Source organism: Neptunomonas qingdaonensis (assembly GCF_900113275.1).
Classification (GTDB): Bacteria; Pseudomonadota; Gammaproteobacteria; order Pseudomonadales; family Balneatricaceae; genus Neptunomonas; species Neptunomonas qingdaonensis.
Map to the genome: position 1 here is coordinate 71,239 of NZ_FOOU01000014.1, position 20,272 is coordinate 91,510.

At 47.2% G+C, this 20,272-nt stretch carries 20 protein-coding genes; 3 read left to right on the forward strand and 17 right to left on the reverse strand.

The features are described from left to right. Positions 1-79: 79 nt before the first annotated feature. From prpF to BM099_RS16830, 6 genes are all read right to left on the reverse strand, one after another. A complete protein-coding gene (gene prpF, locus BM099_RS16805; protein ID WP_090729630.1) occupies positions 80-1,258 on the reverse strand; it encodes a 2-methylaconitate cis-trans isomerase PrpF in 1,179 nt (392 codons plus the stop codon). Positions 1,259-1,613: 355 nt separating this feature from the next. After that, entirely contained in the window at positions 1,614-4,223 is a 2,610-nt protein-coding gene (gene acnD, locus BM099_RS16810; RefSeq protein ID WP_090729632.1) for a Fe/S-dependent 2-methylisocitrate dehydratase AcnD, read from the reverse strand. A 90-nt stretch (positions 4,224-4,313) separates the two neighbouring features. Further along, a complete protein-coding gene (prpC, locus tag BM099_RS16815) occupies positions 4,314-5,444 on the reverse strand; it encodes a bifunctional 2-methylcitrate synthase/citrate synthase (RefSeq protein WP_090729634.1) in 1,131 nt (376 codons plus the stop codon). 97 nt (positions 5,445-5,541) lie between these two features. Continuing rightward, a complete protein-coding gene (gene prpB / locus BM099_RS16820) occupies positions 5,542-6,432 on the reverse strand; it encodes a methylisocitrate lyase (RefSeq protein WP_090729636.1) in 891 nt (296 codons plus the stop codon). Continuing rightward, entirely contained in the window at positions 6,425-7,138 is a 714-nt protein-coding gene (locus BM099_RS16825; protein ID WP_090729638.1) for a GntR family transcriptional regulator, read from the reverse strand. Before BM099_RS16825 ends, prpB begins: the two co-directional genes overlap by 8 nt. 147 nt (positions 7,139-7,285) lie before the next feature. Further along, complete coding sequence (locus BM099_RS16830) at positions 7,286-8,143, reverse strand: alpha/beta fold hydrolase (RefSeq protein WP_090729640.1); 858 nt, start codon at positions 8,141-8,143, stop codon at positions 7,286-7,288. A 124-nt stretch (positions 8,144-8,267) separates the two neighbouring features. On the opposite strand from BM099_RS16830, the gene pabB reads away from it, so the two are divergent. Next, positions 8,268-9,695 (forward strand): aminodeoxychorismate synthase component I, encoded by a 1,428-nt coding sequence (gene pabB / locus BM099_RS16835; protein WP_232349122.1) that lies wholly within the window; start codon positions 8,268-8,270, stop codon positions 9,693-9,695. Positions 9,696-9,778: 83 nt separating this feature from the next. Here pabB and BM099_RS16840 read toward each other — a convergent pair whose 3' ends face one another. The 5 genes from BM099_RS16840 to amrB form a co-directional block, all read right to left on the reverse strand. After that, positions 9,779-9,910, reverse strand: coding sequence for a DUF2986 domain-containing protein (locus BM099_RS16840; RefSeq protein WP_090729642.1), 132 nt, complete (start codon positions 9,908-9,910; stop codon positions 9,779-9,781). 100 nt (positions 9,911-10,010) lie between these two features. Further along, positions 10,011-10,373: a YacL family protein gene (locus BM099_RS16845; protein WP_090729644.1), complete on the reverse strand. Its 363-nt coding sequence runs from the start codon at positions 10,371-10,373 to the stop codon at positions 10,011-10,013. 60 nt (positions 10,374-10,433) lie between these two features. Next, positions 10,434-10,940 carry a M48 family metallopeptidase gene (locus tag BM099_RS16850; RefSeq protein WP_090729646.1) on the reverse strand — a complete coding sequence of 169 codons (507 nt, stop codon included), beginning with the start codon at positions 10,938-10,940 and terminating at the stop codon, positions 10,434-10,436. A gap of 44 nt (positions 10,941-10,984) precedes the next feature. Further along, a complete protein-coding gene (gene amrA, locus BM099_RS16855) occupies positions 10,985-11,554 on the reverse strand; it encodes an AmmeMemoRadiSam system protein A (RefSeq protein WP_090729713.1) in 570 nt (189 codons plus the stop codon). Beyond that, positions 11,541-12,311: an AmmeMemoRadiSam system protein B gene (gene amrB / locus BM099_RS16860; RefSeq protein ID WP_090729648.1), complete on the reverse strand. Its 771-nt coding sequence runs from the start codon at positions 12,309-12,311 to the stop codon at positions 11,541-11,543. Before amrB ends, amrA begins: the two co-directional genes overlap by 14 nt. A gap of 64 nt (positions 12,312-12,375) precedes the next feature. Between amrB and amrS the strand changes: the two genes are divergently transcribed. Then, a complete protein-coding gene (gene amrS / locus BM099_RS16865; RefSeq protein WP_090729715.1) occupies positions 12,376-13,452 on the forward strand; it encodes an AmmeMemoRadiSam system radical SAM enzyme in 1,077 nt (358 codons plus the stop codon). 43 nt (positions 13,453-13,495) lie between these two features. Here amrS and BM099_RS16870 read toward each other — a convergent pair whose 3' ends face one another. Beyond that, positions 13,496-14,473 carry a tRNA dihydrouridine synthase gene (locus tag BM099_RS16870; protein WP_177201217.1) on the reverse strand — a complete coding sequence of 326 codons (978 nt, stop codon included), beginning with the start codon at positions 14,471-14,473 and terminating at the stop codon, positions 13,496-13,498. A 39-nt stretch (positions 14,474-14,512) separates the two neighbouring features. Here BM099_RS16870 and thpR point away from each other — a divergent pair, with 39 nt between their 5' ends. Continuing rightward, the gene (gene thpR, locus BM099_RS16875; protein ID WP_177201218.1) at positions 14,513-15,040 is read left to right on the forward strand and encodes an RNA 2',3'-cyclic phosphodiesterase; all 528 of its coding nucleotides are present in this window, start codon (positions 14,513-14,515) and stop codon (positions 15,038-15,040) included. On the opposite strand, the gene BM099_RS16880 is transcribed toward thpR, so the two are convergent. The 5 genes from BM099_RS16880 to folC form a co-directional block, all read right to left on the reverse strand. Next, entirely contained in the window at positions 15,041-16,258 is a 1,218-nt protein-coding gene (locus tag BM099_RS16880) for an O-succinylhomoserine sulfhydrylase (protein WP_090729654.1), read from the reverse strand. Positions 16,259-16,271: 13 nt separating this feature from the next. Next, positions 16,272-17,798 (reverse strand): amidophosphoribosyltransferase, encoded by a 1,527-nt coding sequence (gene purF, locus BM099_RS16885; RefSeq protein ID WP_090729656.1) that lies wholly within the window; start codon positions 17,796-17,798, stop codon positions 16,272-16,274. A 74-nt stretch (positions 17,799-17,872) separates the two neighbouring features. Continuing rightward, positions 17,873-18,367, reverse strand: a complete 495-nt coding sequence (locus BM099_RS16890; protein WP_090729658.1) for a CvpA family protein — start codon at positions 18,365-18,367, stop codon at positions 17,873-17,875. A 56-nt stretch (positions 18,368-18,423) separates the two neighbouring features. Further along, on the reverse strand, positions 18,424-18,975 hold the full coding sequence (locus BM099_RS16895) for an SPOR domain-containing protein (RefSeq protein WP_244889953.1): 552 nt from the start codon (positions 18,973-18,975) through the stop codon (positions 18,424-18,426). Positions 18,976-18,986: 11 nt separating this feature from the next. Next, positions 18,987-20,267 carry a bifunctional tetrahydrofolate synthase/dihydrofolate synthase gene (gene folC / locus BM099_RS16900; protein WP_090729662.1) on the reverse strand — a complete coding sequence of 427 codons (1,281 nt, stop codon included), beginning with the start codon at positions 20,265-20,267 and terminating at the stop codon, positions 18,987-18,989. Positions 20,268-20,272: the final 5 nt, after the last annotated feature.

The following is a 20,272-nucleotide window of genomic DNA, read 5'->3' on the forward strand; positions in this document are numbered from 1 at the left end:
AATCTGTCCTGATAGGCAGTCAGATTTACCACATCCCTACTTCAAACGGTAAACTCAATAAAACGTGAACCGCTACCACTTAAAACGAATCGCCTGGTATGCGAACCCAACCTTCCATCAGCACACGAGCACTACGGCTCATAATTGCTTTAGTTGCCGTCCATTCGCCGTCAACCTGCTTGGCTTCTGCACCCACTTTAAGCGTGCCTGATGGATGACCAAAAGTAACAACACTACGCTCACCACCGCCCGCCGCCAGATTAACCAGTGTGCCCGGAATAGCGGCCGCCGTGCCGATAGCTACGGCTGCAGTCCCCATCATCGCATGGTGCAGTTTACCCATAGAAAGAGCACGCACCGCCACATCGATATCATCGCTAGTTACTTGCTTTCCACTGGAAGAAACATAGTTCTGCGCCGGTGCACAGAAGGCAACTTTTGGCGTGTGCTGACGTGCGACTGCTTCAGAAATATCCTCAATCAGCCCCATGCGAACTGCACCGTATGCGCGAATCGTTTCAAATCTTTCCAGTGCAGCAGGGTCTCCATTAATCGCGTCCTGAAGTTCAGTGCCGTCATAACCAATTTCATCAGCAATAAGGAAAATGGTCGGAATTCCGGCATTTATCATGGTTGCTTTGAAAGTGCCTACACCCGGCACTTCAAGATCATCAACCAGGTTACCCGTGGGAAACATAGCTCCATCGCCATCAGCGGGGTCCATAAACTCAACCTGGACCTCTGCTGCCGGAAAGGTAACACCATCCAGTTCAAAATCACCTGTTTCCTGAACTTCGCCGTTAGTCATAGGCACATGCGCAATAATCGTTTTCTTGATGTTAGCCTGCCAGATACGCACGACACACACTCCGTCCTGCGGGATGCGATCTGCATCGACCAGACCACCACTAATGGCAAAGGCACCTACTGCTGCTGTGAGGTTACCGCAGTTACCACTCCAATCAACAAAGGCTCTGTCGATAGCTACCTGGCCAAACAGATAATCAACATCATGATCTGGCTGACTACTCTTATCCAAAATAACCGTTTTACTGGTGCTAGAGGTTGCACCGCCCATACCATCTGTTTGCTTGCCATAGGGATCCGGGCTACCAATCACGCGCAATAGAATATTATCGCGCGCTGCACCAGCAACCTGAGCACTTTCAGGAAGATCCTGACGGCGGAAAAATACACCTTTACTGGTACCGCCACGGATATAAGTAGCGGGGATTTTAATCTGGGGGACGTGTGACATAATTTCTTATCCTGTCTGCTTTGGCCTAGCTAATGGGCCTGTCTATTGGGGCGCTGCTAACCAATCAGCTCACTCAACTCATGCAACTCATGCAACTCATGCAACTCATGCAACAACACGGTTCAGAAAAACCTTAATAACGTCAGCTATGACGACACTTTTCTGTTAATCATCTGCTCAACTGGAGTAATTAAGGGCTTTCTTGTTTCTACTACTGTTCTTAATACTGGGTTTAAAACTGAGTTTAATACTGTGGTTAAAACCGGTATACGCTGCGCTTTTTACCGCCTGCTGCAATAACAGCAAGCGGTAAACAGCAAACAACAACGCTACCGGTTACACACCGATGTAATGCTTAAGCTTTACCTTCCAGGAAATCCTGAGCAAAACGCTGCAACACACCACCCGCCTTGTAGACATTCACTTCGGCAGCCGTATCCAAACGACACGTCATAGGCACTTTAACCGTTTCGCCATTAGCGCGATTAATGATGACTGTCAGATCTGCACGAGGAGAAATATCGCCTTCTACATCAAAGGTTTCTGTACCATCAATGGCATAGGTTTTACGTGTATCACCCGCTTTAAATTCCAGCGGCAAGACACCCATACCAACAAGGTTAGTACGGTGAATACGCTCAAAACCTTCCGCCATAATCGCTTCAACACCTGCCAGACGCACACCTTTGGCAGCCCAGTCACGTGATGAACCCTGACCATAGTCAGCACCCGCTACGATAATTAACGGCTGCTTACGCTCCATGTAGGTCTCAATCGCTTCCCACATGCGGCTCTCTTTGCCTTCCGGCTCGATACGTGCCAATGATCCCTGCTTGACGTTACCTTTTTCATCCAGGCACATTTCGTTGAGCAACTTAGGGTTAGCAAAGGTTGCACGCTGTGCTGTCAGGTGATCACCACGATGCGTTGCGTAAGAGTTAAAATCTTCTTCCGGCAAACCCATTTTGGCGCAATATTCGCCTGCGGCACTAGACGCCTGAATGGCGTTTGATGGAGACAGGTGATCGGTTGTGATGTTATCCCCAAGCACGGCCAGTGGACGCATACCTTTCATCGTACGCTCACCCGCTAAAGCACCTTCCCAGTATGGAGGGCGACGGATGTAGGTGGTCTGTGGACGCCAGTCGTACAGCGGACTGACAGACTTTTCTACCGCACCCAAATCAAACATCGGGATGTAAACCTGGCTAAATTGCTCAGGTTTAACGGCCTTGGCGACGATCGCATCGATCTCTTCATCGCTCGGCCAGATATCTTTCAGAGTGACCGGGTTACCGTCTTTATCAGTCCCCAGTACATCTTTCTCGATATCAAAACGTATCGTACCGGCAATCGCATAAGCTACTACCAGCGGAGGCGACGCCAGAAACGCTTGCTTAGCATACGGGTGGATACGGCCGTCGAAGTTACGGTTACCGGACAGTACGGCGGTGGCATACAGGTCACGATCGATGATCTCTTGCTGAATCACAGGATCCAGCGCGCCACTCATACCATTACAGGTAGTACAAGCGTAACCAACGATTCCGAAGCCTAGCTGCTCCATCTCAGACAGCAGGCCGGCTTCTTCCAGATACAGCTTGGCAACCTTAGAACCGGGGGCGAAAGAGGTCTTAACCCAAGGTTTACGCAGCAGACCCAGTTGGTTGGCTTTCTTAGCTATTAAGCCTGCAGCCACGACGTTACGTGGGTTTGAGGTGTTGGTGCACGAGGTGATAGCGGCAATAATAACCGCGCCATCAGGCATCAGGCCTTCAGCCTCTTCAGCCTTAGCCGCTGCCAGCATGTCGTCGCTGGCGATACCGCGCTCGTTCAGCGCAGAGGTTGGCAGACGGCGATGCGGGTTAGACGGACCAGCCATGTTGCGGACAACAGTAGACAGATCAAATTCAAGAACACGTTCGTATTCAACATTTTCCAGATCATCCGCCCATAGACCTGTCAGCTTAGCGTACTGCTCAACAAGAGCGACCTGCTCAGGTTCACGACCAGTCAACTTCAAATAATCAATTGTCTGCTCATCGATGTAGAACATACCCGCAGATGCACCAAACTCAGGCGTCATGTTGGAGATAGTTGCACGGTCACCGATCGTTAGGTTTTTAGCACCTTCACCGAAAAATTCCAGATAAGAAGAAACAACTTTCTGATTACGCAAGAATTCAGTAATGGCCAGTACGATATCAGTCGCTGTAATACCTGGCTGACGCTTACCGATCAACTTCACACCAATGATGTCAGGTAGGCGCATCATAGATGGCAAACCTAGCATGACGGTTTCAGCTTCAAGCCCACCCACTCCAATCGCGACTACACCTAAGGCATCTACGTGAGGGGTATGAGAGTCAGTACCGACACAAGTATCCGGGTAAGCAACGCCGTCACGCGCCTGGATTACCGGAGACATTTTTTCCAGGTTAATCTGGTGCATGATGCCGTTACCCGCAGGGATCACATCGACGTTATCGAATGCAGTCTTACACCACTCGATAAAGTGAAAGCGGTCATCGTTACGACGATCCTCAATCGCACGGTTCTTTTCAAATGCATCGGGATCAAAACCAGCCGCTTCTACCGCCAGAGAATGGTCAACGATCAGCTGAGTAGGCACCACAGGGTTTACTTTAGATGGGTCACCACCTTGTTCAGCAATTGCATCACGCAGGCCTGCCAGGTCAACTAAAGCTGTCTGGCCTAAAATATCATGACAGACAACACGTGCAGGATACCAGGGGAAATCTAACTCACGTTTGAATTCAATAAGCTGCTTCAGTGAGTCGGTCAGGGTTTCTGGCTCACAACGACGTACAAGCTGCTCGGCTAACACGCGAGAAGTGTAAGGAAGTTTTGCATAGGAACCAGGCTGAATATCTTCGATTGCCGCACGTGTATCGAAGTAATCCAGTTTTGTGCCCGGTAATGATTTGCGATATAAAGTATTCATAGCTTACTCCATCGAGTAATGTTCAGAGAGGCCGGGCAGGCACTAAAAATGCCTACCCTCTTCTTAATCAACGTTAAAAACCAATCAAAATCAGCCGCGGTTTTCGATATCAACCCATTCAGAAGAATCAGGGCCGGTATAATCGGCGCTCGGACGTATGATTCGGTTATTCGCACGCTGCTCCATAACGTGTGCAGTCCAGCCTGCAGCACGCGAACATACAAAGATCGGAGTAAACAACTTAGTTGGAATACCCATGAAGTTGTAAGCAGAGGCATGGAAGAAATCAGCATTACAGAAAAGCTTTTTCTCACGCCACATAACCGCTTCCACACGCTCAGAGACAGGGAATAACACCGTATCACCTACCTGTGCAGACAGTTTACGAGACCATTCTTTGATGATGGCATTACGTGGATCAGACTCACGATAAATTGCATGCCCAAAGCCCATAATCTTATCTTTACGCTCCAGCATACCCATGATTTCAGCTTCCGCTTCATCAGGCGTTTTCCAGTCTTGAATCATATCCATGGCCGCTTCGTTTGCACCACCATGCAAAGGACCACGTAGTGTTCCAATCGCAGCGGTTACACAGCTATGAATATCAGACAGCGTAGAAGCGCATACACGTGCTGTAAAAGTAGAGGCGTTAAACTCATGCTCTGCATACAAAATCAGAGACGCATGCATAACTTTAACATGCAATGGATCTGGTTTTTTACCATGCAGCGTCCACAAGAATTGCTCACCGATAGAATCCGCATCCGTTTCTACGTCGATACGTTTGCCATGATGACTGAAGTTGTACCAGTAGTTGATCAGACCCGGAAATACCGCCAACATACGATCAACATGATCCAGCTTACTATCGAAAACCCACTCGGTTTCAAGATTCCCCAGCATCGAACAACCCGTACGCATGACATCCATCGGATGTGCGTTGGCAGGAATTTGCTCCAAAACAGTTTTTAGTGCTGCCGGTAATGAACGCATACCTTTCAGACGGGCTTTATATGCATCTAACTCTGCCTGTGTTGGCAAAGTTCCATACAACAACAGGTATGCCACTTCTTCAAATTGAGCTTTATCAGCCAGTTCTTTAATGTCATAACCACGGTAAGTCAGACCTGCACCGGTTTGCCCCACAGTACAGAGTGCAGTCTCACCAGCAGACTGACCACGCAGGCCCGCACCACTCAGTTTATTTGCTTCTGCCATCCGGTTTCTCCTTCTGTCATTGGGAGGGTTACCCTCCCGTGCCAGTTTATTTCTAATTATTGAGTTAAAATCTTGCGATTACAGCTAATCAACAAATTTACTTATTTTTACCTTCTGCAAAAAGCGCATCTAATTTCTGTTCGAAATCGTGGTAGTTCAGGAAATCGTAAAGCTCCATACGTGTCTGCATCGTATCAACAACCGCTTTCTGATCGCCATCGCGCAGCAGAGCTTCGTATACATTCAATGCTGCTTTGTTGGCCGCACGAAAAGCGGAAAGCGGATACAGCACCATTGAAGCACCATTAGCTACCAGCTCTTCAGTATTAAACAAGGGGGTAGCACCAAACTCAGTGATGTTCGCTAGCAAGTGGGCACCATTAATACCGTCCGCAAACGCTTTGTAATCTTCCAGTGTATGCACAGCTTCAGCGAAGATGCCATCAGCACCGGCTTCAAGGCATGCCTGAGCACGATCTACGGCAGAGTTAAGACCTTCCATCTGGAAAGCATCGGTACGTGCGATAATAAAGAAATCATCATCTGTTTTAGCGTCAACAGCCGCTTTAACACGATCAACCATTTCCTGAGGGGAAACGATCTCTTTATTCGGACGATGCCCACAACGCTTCTGAGCAATCTGATCTTCGATATGAACGGCGGCAGCGCCTGCTTTAGTCATCTCTTTAATAGTACGAGCGATGTTGAAAGCTCCGCCCCAACCCGTATCAATATCAACCAGCAAAGGAGTTTCTACAGCGCTGCTTATACGACGCACATCTTCCAGAACATCGTTCATGGACGTCATACCCAGATCAGGCAGACCATACGAGGTATTAGCCACACCACCACCGGAAAGGTAGATAGCTTTGTGGCCGACACGCTCAGCCATCATGGCATGATAAGCGTTTGTTGTACCAACGATCTGTAGTGGTTTTGCTTCTAGTAGCGCTTTGCGGAAACGTCCGCCTGCAGTCAGTTTAGCCATGTTTTTCCCCTTTGAGGTCAGTTGATATATTCAGCTTCTCTTCAATGTTCTTGCGCGCTGCACTAACATGCCGGCGCATCAAAATCTCTGCTAACTCGGGATCCCTCGCCTCAATCGCATCAACAATCTGTCGATGCTCTTTGAGTGCACGCGTAGGACGAGAACTCGATATACTGAATTGATAGCGGTACATACGTACCAAGTGGTAAAGGTCACTGCCGAGCAGTTCCAACAATGTGTCGTTTTTACTGCCCTGCACGATTCGGTAATGAAAATCCAGGTCACCCTCTTTTTGAAAGTAGGACTGACCATCCAGCTGTGTTATTGAGCGATCATGTTCATCTAATAAGACTCGCAAACTGGCTATCTCTTCATCTGTCATGAACTCTGCCGCCATGCGACATGCCATGCCTTCTAATGCTTCGCGAACCCGGTATATTTCGATCAGTTCTTTTTCGTTAAGCTTTACGACTCGCGCACCAATGTGTGGTTTACGCTCAATTAAACGCAGTGCTTCAAGTCGTCTCATTGCTTCTCGTAAAGGCCCACGACTGATACCGTAAATACGTGCCAGCTCAGGCTCACTAATCTTCTGGCCGGGAGGTATTTCACCCACGACGATGGCATTTATTATTTGTTCGCACACTTTATCAGCTAGCGTGCGACTTTCTACCGGAGCATCATTCATTATTTTTATATCTGCCATTACAACCTGCCTGCTAGGATTGTCGACAATCTGTTATAAAACCAACGATACATCGCCATTTTAGGCGCGTCAACCGTATAAAAGAATAAAGTTGTCAACACTATACAAAAGTTTAAGAGTTTTCCCTTACTATTATCCGACTCAAGACTAGCGAAACCTCAGGGTCTCCTCATTCATTATTCTGGCTATCTGTCGCGGCTTCTGAAAAGGTAAAGAATGGTCTGTCCCGGGCACCATAAAATAGTGCCAATTCGGCAAGCCTTCTGCCATATCTCTATGGTATTGATGCATCAGATCAACACTCAAGCCGCCTATGAGACTGGTCACATCCCCTTGAGCGGCAACTAACGACTCTCTATCAATACTGTTAATCGCTTCGGTTACACAATCCAGCGCATAGGCAAAACCCAACGGCCTTCGCCCTAAACGCGACGCGGTCAGGTCATCAATTTGTACTGAAGTCCTTCGATTTGGAGAGATAGTGTCCATAAAATTTCGAATACCAATATCCCGGTTATCACTACGCAAGTGATTTGCTGCCTCACTATAACGCTGCCGCAACTGAAGCGTAGAATTCCAGCAAGGGCGATCCAATAATGCCGACTCTAATAAAAACTGCTTTTTCACCCGCTCTGAGTGCTGTTGTTTAAACAGCATGCATACCATCCCGCCAAGAGAGTAACCTCCCAGATCAAACTCCCACCAGCCAAGATGGTCCACCAGCGCATTCAAATCTGCCACCAGCACCTGAGCACTGAAAGGATATTCGCAGCGATCAGGGTAATAGGTATCTCCCATCCCGCGCTGATCAGGCACTAATATCTCCTGCCACTGCGTAAGCATTGATGCAATCAAGCCCCAGGTATCTTCCCCGGCAACTCCCGCGCCATGCAGTAATACTAGTTTTTTATCATTATCTATTTTGGGGTTTTTGTAGATACGGTAGGTAATGACCTGATCTGCTAAATGCAGCTCTTGTCGACTGGCATTCTGGCCTTTTCGCATAAATGAATCCAATTCCTATAGATTGTCTACAATCCAGTATACGTGAATCAACCTACAGATAAACACAGGCAAAGAGTAACTCTCGTTATCCATATGCTCGCTATCCATAAGTAGGATGCGTAAAATGCAGTTCTTTTTTCACTATAAGGTTCATCGGGTGCTTAAGCGCATTTCACTGTCATATAAAACCAGCACAATCCGCTACTTTGAACGTATCAGAGGCATGGGTAATGCCGTTCTGCTAGACAGTGGTAAGCCCGACAGTGAGCGAGGACGTTTTGATATTCTGGTGGCGGCTCCGTTATGCCAGTTAAGCTACCAACATGGCGTACTCACCGGTCATAACCTGCCTATTGATATTTCAACGAATCAGGATCCGTTTTCAGCACTTGAGGCGCTCTATCAGTACTCACGAAGCAGTCAGACTGAAGCGCCCACAGAGAAACTGACAGAAACACATGACGAGTTACCATTTAATGGAGGGCTGGTAGGTCATTTCAGCTACGATCTGGGCCGGGCGGTGGAAGACCTACCCGATCAAGCCATCAATGATACGCTTTTACCGGAGATGCATGTCGGCTTGTATAGCTGGTCCATTATTATCGATCACCACACGCAAACTGCCTGGTTGAATGGATCACACCTTATTAGTGCCACGGCCTTTGATAAAATTGCAGAGCAAATTTCTAAAGCAGCACCCCATGTAAATCCAGCATTTCAACTAACTTCCGGGTTTGCCAGTAACCTGAATGAGACAGAGTACCATCAGGCATTGGCAAAAATTGATGACTATATCCATGCAGGCGATTGCTATCAGGTCAATCTGGCACAACGATTCAGCGCAACGTGCAGCGGAGACCCATGGCACGCTTATCAACAACTTCGCACTGCCGCGCCAACACACTACGCTGCCTATTTCGATACGCAACATGGCGCCGTTCTGTCGCTGTCTCCTGAGCGCTTTTTAGCGACCGATAAAGACGGCCATGTCATTACCCAGCCAATTAAAGGTACACGCCCTCGCGGAACAGACCCGCAAAAGGATCAACAGCTGGCAGAAGAGCTACGCCATTCTAAAAAAGATCAAGCTGAAAATGTCATGATAGTCGACCTGCTGCGTAACGACCTTAGCAAAGCCTGCCAGCCCCATAGCGTCAAGGTTCCTTCTCTGTTTGCCGTTGAGAGTTATAAAAATGTACATCATCTGGTGAGCACAGTCATCGGCACACTGGAACCTGACGAGTCACCGGTAAGCCTTCTGCGACACTGTTTTCCGGGCGGCTCTATTACTGGCGCGCCCAAAATAAGATCTATGCAAATCATTGACGAACTGGAGCCACATCGGCGTAGCATCTATTGCGGCAGTATTGGCTACATCAGTACCACCGGTCAGATGGATACCAGCATTACCATTCGAACACTACTGGTCGAAAATAATAAGATCCATTGCTGGGCAGGCGGTGGAATTGTGGCCGATTCAATTAGTGAGATGGAATATCAAGAGACTTATGACAAGGTTAACAACCTACTTTCTACGCTAACGGCACTCTGAGCCTACCATTACAAAACGCTGCTAATCGTAACAAGATGTATAAGGAAAGAGGCTAAGACACTTCGTTATGGCAATCCCCCCATTCATTCTGGGTTTTCGGATTTAGCTCGGTCTTCTTTCGAGATGTAACGCGGCTTGGTACTAGGGTTGAGCTTACTATTAGCCTTTTTGGCTCGCTTAATAAGAATGCTATTTATTTTTTTCTTTCTGTTCATGATTTCACTGCAGCTTTATAAAAATATGTACGAAGCTTATTGTAAAGCTATCTGGCTGAATATGATAATTAGCCGTCAGCTCTGTATGTCAGGTTACAGGCTAAGCGACAAACGATTGCCACGATAACAGCGCTTGCTTAAAGTCGGGCAAGCCACAACCGGCATACGATTCTTCATCATACAGGTTAGTTTCTTCTGGAAGCTCATCATCAAAACCAAGGTCAAGCGCTAACGCAACGACTTCAATTTCATTTTGATTGAGCCGCAATTGAAACTCTTTACCCGACTGCTGGTAATCGCTTATTGTGCCTTGTTCCAGTGTTTCAACAATTGCCACTAATTGATTAATTTGCTGCTGATCATCAGACAGCTCTTCAGAAAACCAACGACCTATCGCTTCGGCCCCCATGGAAAATTTAGCCCGCGGACGTCCTAACTCATCAATACTAAATTCGTAGTCCATAGCGCTCTCTGTTAATTACTGATCTGAATGTTACTTAACGGGCGCGCATTCTACAGCAATTTAAGAATAAAGCGCCCCATTGCGTTCCAAGTGCGTTAGATATAAACGCATCTCAAACTCTAACTGATGGTATTCGGGCAGCATATATTGGCAAAGCTGATAAAAAGCTTTGTTATGCTCTTTCTCTTTGAGATGGGCCAACTCATGCACAACAATCATATTCAAAAACGCTTCAGGCGCTTTTTTAAAGATAGCACTAATACGTATCTCATTTTTACTTTTCAGTTTGGCGCCCTGTATCCGCGACACATAACTATGCAAACCTAACGCATTATTGATCACATGTATCTTGCTGTCATAAGCAATTTTGCTCAGCGGAACTGACTTTTTTAAATAGCGATTTTTTAGCGCCATGACATATGCACGTAAATATTTATCGTTACTGATGTCGTGCGTATCCGGATATTTTTTCAGCAAAAAATCAGCCAAACGTTGCTGTTCAATCATTTGTTTAACTTGATTTTGCAACTCTGGCGCGTACGCGGAAAGGTATTTCAAAGAGGACATAAAGAGGCACCACACATAACTAACTTACTAACTCATTTACTCAATCAATAATCAGGAAACTCGGAACATTTAATCGCCTGATAGAGCGAGACTCGGATTGATGGACTCCAATAATCATCAGGCAACCCTGCCTTACGCTTTAAATGCAGTAAAAAATCCTCCTGCCTTGGTAACGTTTCCCATACGGCCGGTAAGAAGGTTGCTCTGTGCATGCCCTCTTCCAGTATGACGCCATCAATACCTGGGCGAAGTATATCACGCAGCGCTTGTTCACTATCGATATTCAATGCAACGGGGGGGGTCAATACAGAAACTTCTATCTGCATCAAAGGAAACTCATTGGCCGTTAGCGGTGAAAACCGGGCGTCACGAAACGCCGCATTATAAGCATTCTGCCAAACATCCAACATAAGAGGCTGACTGGCGTGAAGTGACCCTATACAACCACGCAACATTCCTTGCAGCTTCAGCGTCACAAAGGTCGCAGCGTTTTCATCCGATAACAATTCTGCGGGATTCTGATCCCACTGCCCGGACAACGCCTGCTGAATGGACCTTCTGGCACAAGCAACGAGCGCCTTTTTTTTCTCGTCACTCAGCTCAATAGACGACATAACAACCATAGCCAACTACTCGGTTTTTATCGCCGACGGTGTCACCACTATTACCGAGCGCCATTTTTTTTATCGTCATGCTCTGCCTTTTAACCGCCAGTAAAAAACCATTCAAAGCATGACAGCCACACGCCTCTGTCGGCTTAATATCATGATCCGCATTCATTATTTTGAGGTCAGTATGTGCATCAATCTGTAACGCGTTTTCATAGGTATGAAAATGGCTCAGATCTGTACTAATAATAACGAGAGTCTTCGGCTCAGCCAGTAGTGGCTCAATAATATCCGCCATTACTGAAGCCGGGCACTCACCCACCACCACCGGCACGATGGGGGCGCTAATGTGTAAATATTGCAAAAAAGGCAGCTGCACCTCTAAACAATGCTCTTGGGCATGAACATCGTCGGAAGCGATCACCGACGGAAGTTTTAACAATGCAGCAGTCGCTTTCTGATCGACGGGTAACTCACCCAAAGGAGTAGAGAAGAATTCACTTTCAGGTACAGCGCAGCCTTCTAACGGCACCCTATGATTTGGACCAAAAAGATAAACCCTGTCGAAAGATTCACCCTTTTTCAATAAGCTGAAACCTTGCCCTGCAATGGCCCCGGAATAAATATAACCGGCATGCGGTACAATTAATGCTTTCGGATGAGTAGGGCTGCGTGATGGCAACATTTCGGATAATAAGTGGTATAAATCCGTTTTGGTTGGCGGATAAAATAGCCCGGCTACAGCAGCAGGTCGAATACTCATAATGCTACCCTCCCCGATCAATATATTTTATATTGTCTATATAGATAGTAAACCGGCGGGACTTATGAATCCAGATCATCAGGAAACTCTTTTCTGGCATCGACTGGATGCGAAACGTATTCAGTGTGATCTTTGCCCTCATCACTGCTCTTTGAAAGAGGGGCAAAGAGGGGTTTGTTACGTCCGTGGAAATGAAAACGGGCAAATGAAGTTACACACGTATGGACGCTCCAGTGGTTTTTGTATTGATCCTATCGAAAAGAAACCACTCAATCACTTCTTGCCGGGATCCGCGGTGCTTTCCTTTGGTACGGCGGGTTGTAATCTCACCTGTAAATTCTGCCAAAACTGGGATATGAGTAAAGCCAGAGATATGGACCGGCTTTGCGACCAGGCTTCAGCTGAACAACTCGCATTAACTGCTCAGCAATATGGGTGCCGCTCAATCGCCTTTACCTATAATGATCCGGTTATTTTTCTCGAATATGCTGAAGATGTTGCCACTGCCTGCAGAGCAGCCAATATAAAAAGTGTTGCGGTAACAGCCGGTTACATTTCCGACATCGCCCGCCCGCGCTTTTTCTCATCTTTTGATGCCGCCAATGTCGACCTGAAAGCCTTCACCGAACGCTTTTACCAACATATCTGCGGCGGCCAACTCAGCACGGTGCTCGATACCTTACTCTATCTCAAACACGAGACAACGCTCTGGTTTGAGATCACTACACTATTAATTCCCGGTGAAAATGACTCCGATAAAGAGATAGAAGCATTATCCCAATGGATTCGAAATAACTTAGGGCCGGATGTACCGTTACACTTTTCGGCGTTTCACCCTGATTGGAAAATGCAAAACACCCCTCCAACCCCAACATCTACTTTATTAAGAGCACGCAAGATAGCCTTAGCAAACGATATCAGATACGTATACATAGGCAATGTACACCATGCTGAAGCGAGCTCCACCTACTGTCATCAGTGTCATGCCCTGTTAATTGAACGCGACTGGTATGAACTCGGCGAATGGCATATTCGAGATGGAAAGTGTGAAAAGTGTCAGACGCCTATCCCGGGTATTTTTGAGGATCAGCCCGGCGACTGGGGCGCCAAACGCAGAGCAGTGCGCATCAACCCGGCTTAAAAGGTGACCTATTTAAGACTCAATCCTGCCTAATAATCAAAAGTTAAAGTTCGCGCTCCAGAATAGAGCGCAGGTCATTCAAATCGTTGATAGTTTTAACTTCAAAGAAAAGTTTTTCAGCTTCACCACGTTGCGGACGCATCATATGTAGCCACTGTTTAATACGACCATGAACATATTTAGGTGGCAATTTCTGTTCTACAAAATCAAAATACTCGAGCAACAGCAGGATGATTTTTGACCATGCCTCTCCTTCTGAGCTTTGCCCTAACTGGAAACTTTTAATCATTAAGCCTAACTCGGGCCTGGCAATCAGACCCCGGCCAATCATCACATCATCACACCCACTGAGTTCACGGCAACGCTGATAATCTTCACAGTTCCATACTTCCCCATTGGCGACAACAGGCAGGTCGACCCGCTCTTTTATGCGCCCGATCCACTCCCAGTGCGCCGGTGGTTTATAACCTTCTACTTTTGTACGCGCATGCACAGCCAGACTATTGGCCCCCGCTTCCTGAATAGCCAAGGCATTATCTATCGCCAGGGATTTATCCAGGTTGCCGAGGCGCATTTTCGCCGTCACCGGGATATTAGCCGGCACGGCCTGCCGTACCGCTCTTACGATGTCATGAATGATATCTGGCTCATCCAGCAAGACGGCACCACCACGGTGTTTGTTGACTGTTTTGGATGGACAACCAAAGTTAAGATCAATGGCAGGCGCACCCATCTGCGCAGCACGCTCAGCATTCATGGCCAACAGTTCTGGCTCGCTGCCAAGCAGTTGAATAACAACAGGAATACCCGCGGCAGTGCGACCCTGAGTTGCTAGTTCAGGTGCAGATTTAAGAAACTCCTTTTCAGGCAACACATAGCCTGTAATGCGGATAAACTCTGTCACACACAGATCCACCCCGCCTAAACGGCTGATAAGATGGCGCATAGTCGCATCAACTACGCCCTCCATCGGAGCGAGAATGATTTTACCTGTCTGTGTATTCACTTTAGTGGCGTTCATGTTTATGCTTTAATCACTATAAAAATTGAGGGATCTCGGATGCGTCTTTTTATCGCGATAGACATACCCGACACCGTGCAACAACAGATTTCTCAGCTCTATTGTAATTTCCACGGCGTCAGCTGGACACCACCGGAAAGATTGCATATCACCTTAGCGTTTTTAGGCAAGGTGCAAAAAAAATGGCTACCACACTTAAACCGCCAACTGGAAACAATCAACTTCGATCCTTTCACGCTACATTGCGATCGATTTGGCAGCTTTCGTAGTGGTGATATTTGGCTAGGCGTGACACCTGAAGACCAGATAACACAACTTCATAAACAGATACTTGATGCACTGGATAAGATTGATATGGGCTTTGAAGGGAGGCCGTTTAAACCTCATATTACACTGGCGTATATTCGGAAAAATGAAGAGCATCTGGTTTTAAATGTTTTAGAAAACCGCAGGACATTCGAAACATTGAGCTTTACGGTAGATCACTTCAATCTAAAAAGCAGCTGGCGGCGTCCTTCCGGCTCACTGCATCGTATCGAAGCGATCTACTCCGCTCAATCTGAATAATCAGAGCGCATTTAACCCGAGTTGCATATCGGCACGAATATCCTCGATATCTTCATGCCCGACTGACAAACGAACCAGGTTAGGCTTAATACCGGCTTCTGCTCGCGCTTCTGGCGTCATGCGCCCATGAGTCGTGGTTGCAGGATGCGTGATAGTCGACTTCACATCGCCAAGATTAGCGGTTATCGACACCATCTGCGTGGCGTCAATAAAGCGCCAGGCAGCATCCTGGTCTCCGCTCACTTCAAATGACAGTACACCACCAAACCCATTTTGCTGCTGGATTGCCAACGCATGCTGAGCATGACTTTCAAGACCTGTATAATAGACCTTTTCAATACCCGGCTGTTGTTGCAGCCAGATTGCCATCTCCATAGCATTACGCTCATGTGCTTCCATACGGATCTTCAGTGTTTCGAGCCCTTTATGGAAAACCCATGCATTGAACGGGCTCATACACGCACCACCCGTGCGGATAAATCCATAGATCTCTTCCATGAGCGTATCCGAACCCACAACAACCCCACCCACACATCGCCCTTGTCCATCAAGATACTTGGTTGCTGAATGAATAACGATGTCAGCTCCTAATAGCAAAGGACGTTGAAATACAGGTGTTAAAAAACAGTTATCCACGGCGAGCCAGGCATCGTGTTTATGCGCTATAGCCGCTACTGCTTTAATATCTGTCAGTTCACCCAGTGGATTTGATGGCGTTTCCAAAAATAGCAAACGGGTGTTAGCCTGAATAGCCGCTTCCCACGCATGCAGGTCCTTAGGATCTACAAATGTCGTACTGATACCCGCACGACTCAGATATTTTTCAAATAGTGAGATAGTAGAACCAAAAACACTGCGCGAACAGACAACATGGTCTCCCTGCTGCAACAAGGCCAGACCAATGCTCAAAATAGCGGCCATACCTGATGAGGTAGCAACAGCACGCTCAGCACCTTCCAGAGCAGCCATACGTTTTTCAAAGGCATGCACCGTCGGGTTAGTAAAGCGAGAATAGATATTCCCCTCTTCATCACCGCTAAAGCGCGCCGCCGCTTCTCGTGCGGAGGAATAAACAAAACTGGAAGTCGGAAAAATAGCGTCGCTATGCTCGCCTTCAGCTGTGCGGGTTTGGCCCGCTCTGATAGCTAGTGTAGAAAGACCTGCTTCAGCCAACGTAAACTGTATACGCTGCTCCCGCTCAAAGCCTGGTTTTGCCATTATCAGTATCCCCTTATGATATTTCTGTATGAAGGTCAGCAGGCGCTTCGTCTTCGTGATCAACAGTTTCCGGGACTACCTTAGCAGCATCTTTACGTTTCTGATTGAGACGGTCTAAGTACGCAGAATCGATATCGCCTGTCACATAGTAGCCATCGAAAACTGACGAATCGAAATTATTAATTTTGTCAGTGTTGCCTGCAGCGACTGACTCCTTCAAATCATCCAGTTCCTGGAACAACATCCAGTCAGCGCCAATGGCTTCACCTATCTCATCACGGCTACGATTATGTGCAATAAACTCTTCAGGCGAAGGCATATCAATACCATAAACATTAGGAAAGCGAACCGGAGGCGCAGCTGACGCAAAATAAACCTTACGCGCCCCTACATCTCTTGCCATCTGAACGATCTGCTTGGAAGTTGTTCCGCGTACAATCGAATCATCGACCAGCATCACAACCTTATCCTTAAACTCAAGCTCAATCGGATTCAGCTTGCGACGTACTGAATTAGTGCGCTGCGTCTGACCCGGCATAATAAATGTACGGCCGATATAACGATTCTTGATAAACCCTTCCCGGAAAGTAACATTAAGGTGCTTAGCCATTTCCAGTGCAGATGTTCGGCTGGTATCCGGTATAGGCATAATCACATCAATGTCATGATCAGGGAAAATACTTGTGACTTTTTCGGCAAGCTTCACACCCATGCGCATACGCGCCTGATGTACATTAACATTATCGATAATTGAATCAGGGCGCGCCAAATAAACAAACTCAAACAAACAGGGTGTCAATTCAATCTTTTCTGCACATTGACGGGTAAAAACGTTACCGTCCATGTCAATGAAGATAGCCTCTCCCGGCTCGATATCACGAACACGCGTAAATCCGGCAATATCCAGCGCTACACTTTCAGAAGCAACCATACATTCTTCACCCTCGGGTGTTGAACGCGTACCATAAATAAGAGGACGAATACCATGAGGATCCCGAAAAGCCAACACACCATAACCGGTAATAACAGCGACGACGGCATAGCCACCCTTGACACGTTTATGCACCTTAGACACTGCTTCAAAAATATCTGCAGGCTCCGGCTTTAACTTTCTCTGATGCTGCAACTCATGCGCAAAAACATTCAACAACACTTCTGAATCGGAGGTAGTGTTGATATGACGCAGATCTTCACGAAACATCTGTTCAACCAGCTCATCAGCATTGGTTAGATTGCCATTATGCGCCAGTGCAATACCGTAAGGTGAATTCACATAAAATGGCTGCGCTTCTGCAGCACTGGAACTACCGGCGGTTGGATACCGGACATGGCCGATACCGACATTACCCATCAGTCGTTTCATATGACGAGTACGAAACACTTCATTAACCAAGCCGTTATCTTTCCGTAGAAAAAACCGGTTACCTTCACAGGTCACCATACCTGCGGCATCCTGCCCACGATGCTGAAGCACAGTTAACGCATCAAAGATTGTCTGATTAACAAGTGATTTGGCTACAAGCCCAACAATACCGCACATTTAAACTACCTCAAGGGGATCAGAAAAAGCTGTTTGAGCTGCCATCAGGCCTCTCTCGTATCTAAACGCTTATTTTAACGTCCTGCGTTCCAGATCAATTGCCCCACTTCCGTGGCAACGTCTCTGGACCATGCTTCCATCAAAACAAAATGAGGAATCAACTGTGATCCCTGCCACCAGGCATCTTGTACAGCCGGAGTCCCTCCCAGCAAAGCAACAAGCACGACAACTACCAGTGCACCACGCGCCAGCCCGAAGCCCATACCTAATATTCTGTCGGTACCACTTAAACCGGTTGCCTGTACTAACAAGCTAACCAAGTTACTCACCAACGCCCCTACAATGAGGGTCATTATAAAGAGTATTGCAAACGCAGACCCAATACGAAAAGATGGTGTCTGAATGTAATCAGCCAAGACAGTAGCTAACGCATCAGTAAACAACCGGGCGATAACAAAAGCAGTGACCCAAGTAAGCAAGGATAACGCTTCTCTGACGAAGCCCCGCTTAATGCTGAAAAGCCCTGAAATTCCGACAATACCCAAGATTGCCCAGTCGGCCCAATTCATTTATTTCTACCTATCGAGTTTGCGCGCATTCTAACAGAGGGCAAAGGTGAACCCAATCACTGAGTCGTGAATCTGAAAATTATTCCATCCACACCATAATCCCGCTTCAGCGATTCCTTTAACTGATCCAGTCGATCACGTGACATATCCGGTCCAACATACACTTTAAAGAGATCCGCATTTTTTCGTGTATAGACTTTATGGCCAGCCTCAACCAACTTATTTCGCAATGCACGAGCATTTGACTCATCTTTAAAGCTTGCCAACTGAAGCGTCCAGGCAACCGGGACATTTTGCTCATCCAGTTGAGGCCTATCGTTATCAGTGCTGACAACAGGTCGTTTCTCTTGCGCTACTTTTTGTTCATCCGGTTGATTTTCAACCAAAACGATGACTTTTTCAGGTAGCGCAACAGCCTCTGGATATTCAGAAGTATCGGGCAGCAAGGCAGACTCAGGTTGAATCTCAACAATGTCCGGCATGGCCGGCGCAACCGGGATACGACTTTCCAGATGGCGCTCACGATACCCTTCACCCGTAAGAAACAAAGGGAAAAGCAAGGCAGCAGCAATAGCGAGTACAGATAAACCTAATAGCCGTCGTTTCACACTATCTTCCATTAATCCACTTCTCTTTTAAGAACACGGTAAGCATCACCCACTGTATAAAAAGAACCCGCTACTACAATTTTTTTGCTGGTAGGAAGATCCGCTAAAATGAGATGACTGATCGCCGCATCGACGCTGGCATGGCACATCACGCTTGCTTGATTCATCTGGGGCAGATATGCCCTTAGCTGTTCAGCCGTCTGCCCCCTTGGCACATCCAATGTCACCAGATGCCAGGATGTAACAACCGCCGCCAATGATTGCATAACTGAAGCACAATCTTTATCAGCCAGCATACCCAAGATCAGGACAACGCCGTCAGCTTCAGCTTGTTTTAACTGGTCTGCCAAATAAGCGGCCGATTGTGGATTATGCGCAACATCGAGAATAAACAGACGCCCCTGATATGCGACTTGCTCCATGCGACCGGCGACATAGGCAGTCTGCAAACCCGCGGCCATACTTTCTGGCGAGCACAGCAAACCTGAAAGCAAAACCGCCTGAATAGCCGTGGCTGCATTCTGCACAGGTAGTTGTGGTAACGGAAGATCTGAAAATGAAACAATATTGCCCTGCAGGTCACGGCCTTCCCAAGACCAGCGTCTGTCGTTCTTAATATGATACTCATAGGACTGGTTCACTTGGCGCAACTCACAGCCAAGCTCCCTGGCATACTCAGCAATTGAAGCGGGTGGTTTCAATTCACCACAAACGGCAGGCTTCTCTTTTCTGAAAATACCCGCTTTTTCCCAGCCGATTTTTTCACGGTCATCGCCCAGCCAGTCAACATGATCGATATCAATCGTCGTAATAACGGCCACATCAGCATCCAGAACGTTAATCGCATCCAAACGCCCACCTAAACCCACTTCCAGTATGGCCACATCCGGTTGCTGCTCAGCAATCAACCACAACGCCGCTAATGTCCCCATCTCAAAGTAGGTTAGTGAAATATCACCACAGGCCTGATCTACGGCAGAAAATGCAGAAACAAGCTGCTGATCAGTGACTAATCCACCATTCAGACGGACGCGTTCGTTATATATTTGTAAATGCGGTGAGGTATAACACGCTGTTTTATAACCCGCCTGACGATAAATAGCATCAAGCATCGACACGGTTGAGCCTTTACCGTTTGTGCCAGCGACGGTAATGACGCACACCTGTCGAAAATCCAGATCCAACCTGGTGAATACTTGTTGTACCCGCCCAAGCCCCAAATCAATTGCAACCGGATGATTTTTTTCCATCCAGCCTAACCATTGTTCAAGTGTAAATTCTGATCTATTCATTAACA

Bases quoted from the DNA above. Each gene is read 5' to 3' on its own strand.
- acnD (WP_090729632.1), bottom strand. From the start codon at position 4,223: ATGAATACTTTATATCGCAAATCATTACCGGGCACAAAACTGGATTAC.
- BM099_RS16830 (WP_090729640.1), bottom strand. From the start codon at position 8,143: ATGCGAAAAGGCCAGAATGCCAGTCGACAAGAGCTGCATTTAGCAGAT.
- BM099_RS16890 (WP_090729658.1), bottom strand. From the start codon at position 18,367: ATGAATTGGGCCGACTGGGCAATCTTGGGTATTGTCGGAATTTCAGGG.
- prpB (WP_090729636.1), bottom strand. From the start codon at position 6,432: ATGGCTAAACTGACTGCAGGCGGACGTTTCCGCAAAGCGCTACTAGAA.
- BM099_RS16850 (WP_090729646.1), bottom strand. From the start codon at position 10,940: ATGTCCTCTTTGAAATACCTTTCCGCGTACGCGCCAGAGTTGCAAAAT.
- amrA (WP_090729713.1), bottom strand. From the start codon at position 11,554: ATGTCGTCTATTGAGCTGAGTGACGAGAAAAAAAAGGCGCTCGTTGCT.
- BM099_RS16825 (WP_090729638.1), bottom strand. From the start codon at position 7,138: ATGGCAGATATAAAAATAATGAATGATGCTCCGGTAGAAAGTCGCACG.
- amrS (WP_090729715.1), top strand. From the start codon at position 12,376: ATGAATCCAGATCATCAGGAAACTCTTTTCTGGCATCGACTGGATGCG.
- purF (WP_090729656.1), bottom strand. From the start codon at position 17,798: ATGTGCGGTATTGTTGGGCTTGTAGCCAAATCACTTGTTAATCAGACA.
- amrB (WP_090729648.1), bottom strand. From the start codon at position 12,311: ATGAGTATTCGACCTGCTGCTGTAGCCGGGCTATTTTATCCGCCAACC.
- BM099_RS16840 (WP_090729642.1), bottom strand. From the start codon at position 9,910: ATGAACAGAAAGAAAAAAATAAATAGCATTCTTATTAAGCGAGCCAAA.
- BM099_RS16845 (WP_090729644.1), bottom strand. From the start codon at position 10,373: ATGGACTACGAATTTAGTATTGATGAGTTAGGACGTCCGCGGGCTAAA.
- prpF (WP_090729630.1), bottom strand. From the start codon at position 1,258: ATGTCACACGTCCCCCAGATTAAAATCCCCGCTACTTATATCCGTGGC.
- BM099_RS16870 (WP_177201217.1), bottom strand. From the start codon at position 14,473: ATGAACGCCACTAAAGTGAATACACAGACAGGTAAAATCATTCTCGCT.
- folC (WP_090729662.1), bottom strand. From the start codon at position 20,267: ATGAATAGATCAGAATTTACACTTGAACAATGGTTAGGCTGGATGGAA.
- pabB (WP_232349122.1), top strand. From the start codon at position 8,268: ATGCAGTTCTTTTTTCACTATAAGGTTCATCGGGTGCTTAAGCGCATT.
- thpR (WP_177201218.1), top strand. From the start codon at position 14,513: ATGCGTCTTTTTATCGCGATAGACATACCCGACACCGTGCAACAACAG.
- BM099_RS16880 (WP_090729654.1), bottom strand. From the start codon at position 16,258: ATGGCAAAACCAGGCTTTGAGCGGGAGCAGCGTATACAGTTTACGTTG.
- prpC (WP_090729634.1), bottom strand. From the start codon at position 5,444: ATGGCAGAAGCAAATAAACTGAGTGGTGCGGGCCTGCGTGGTCAGTCT.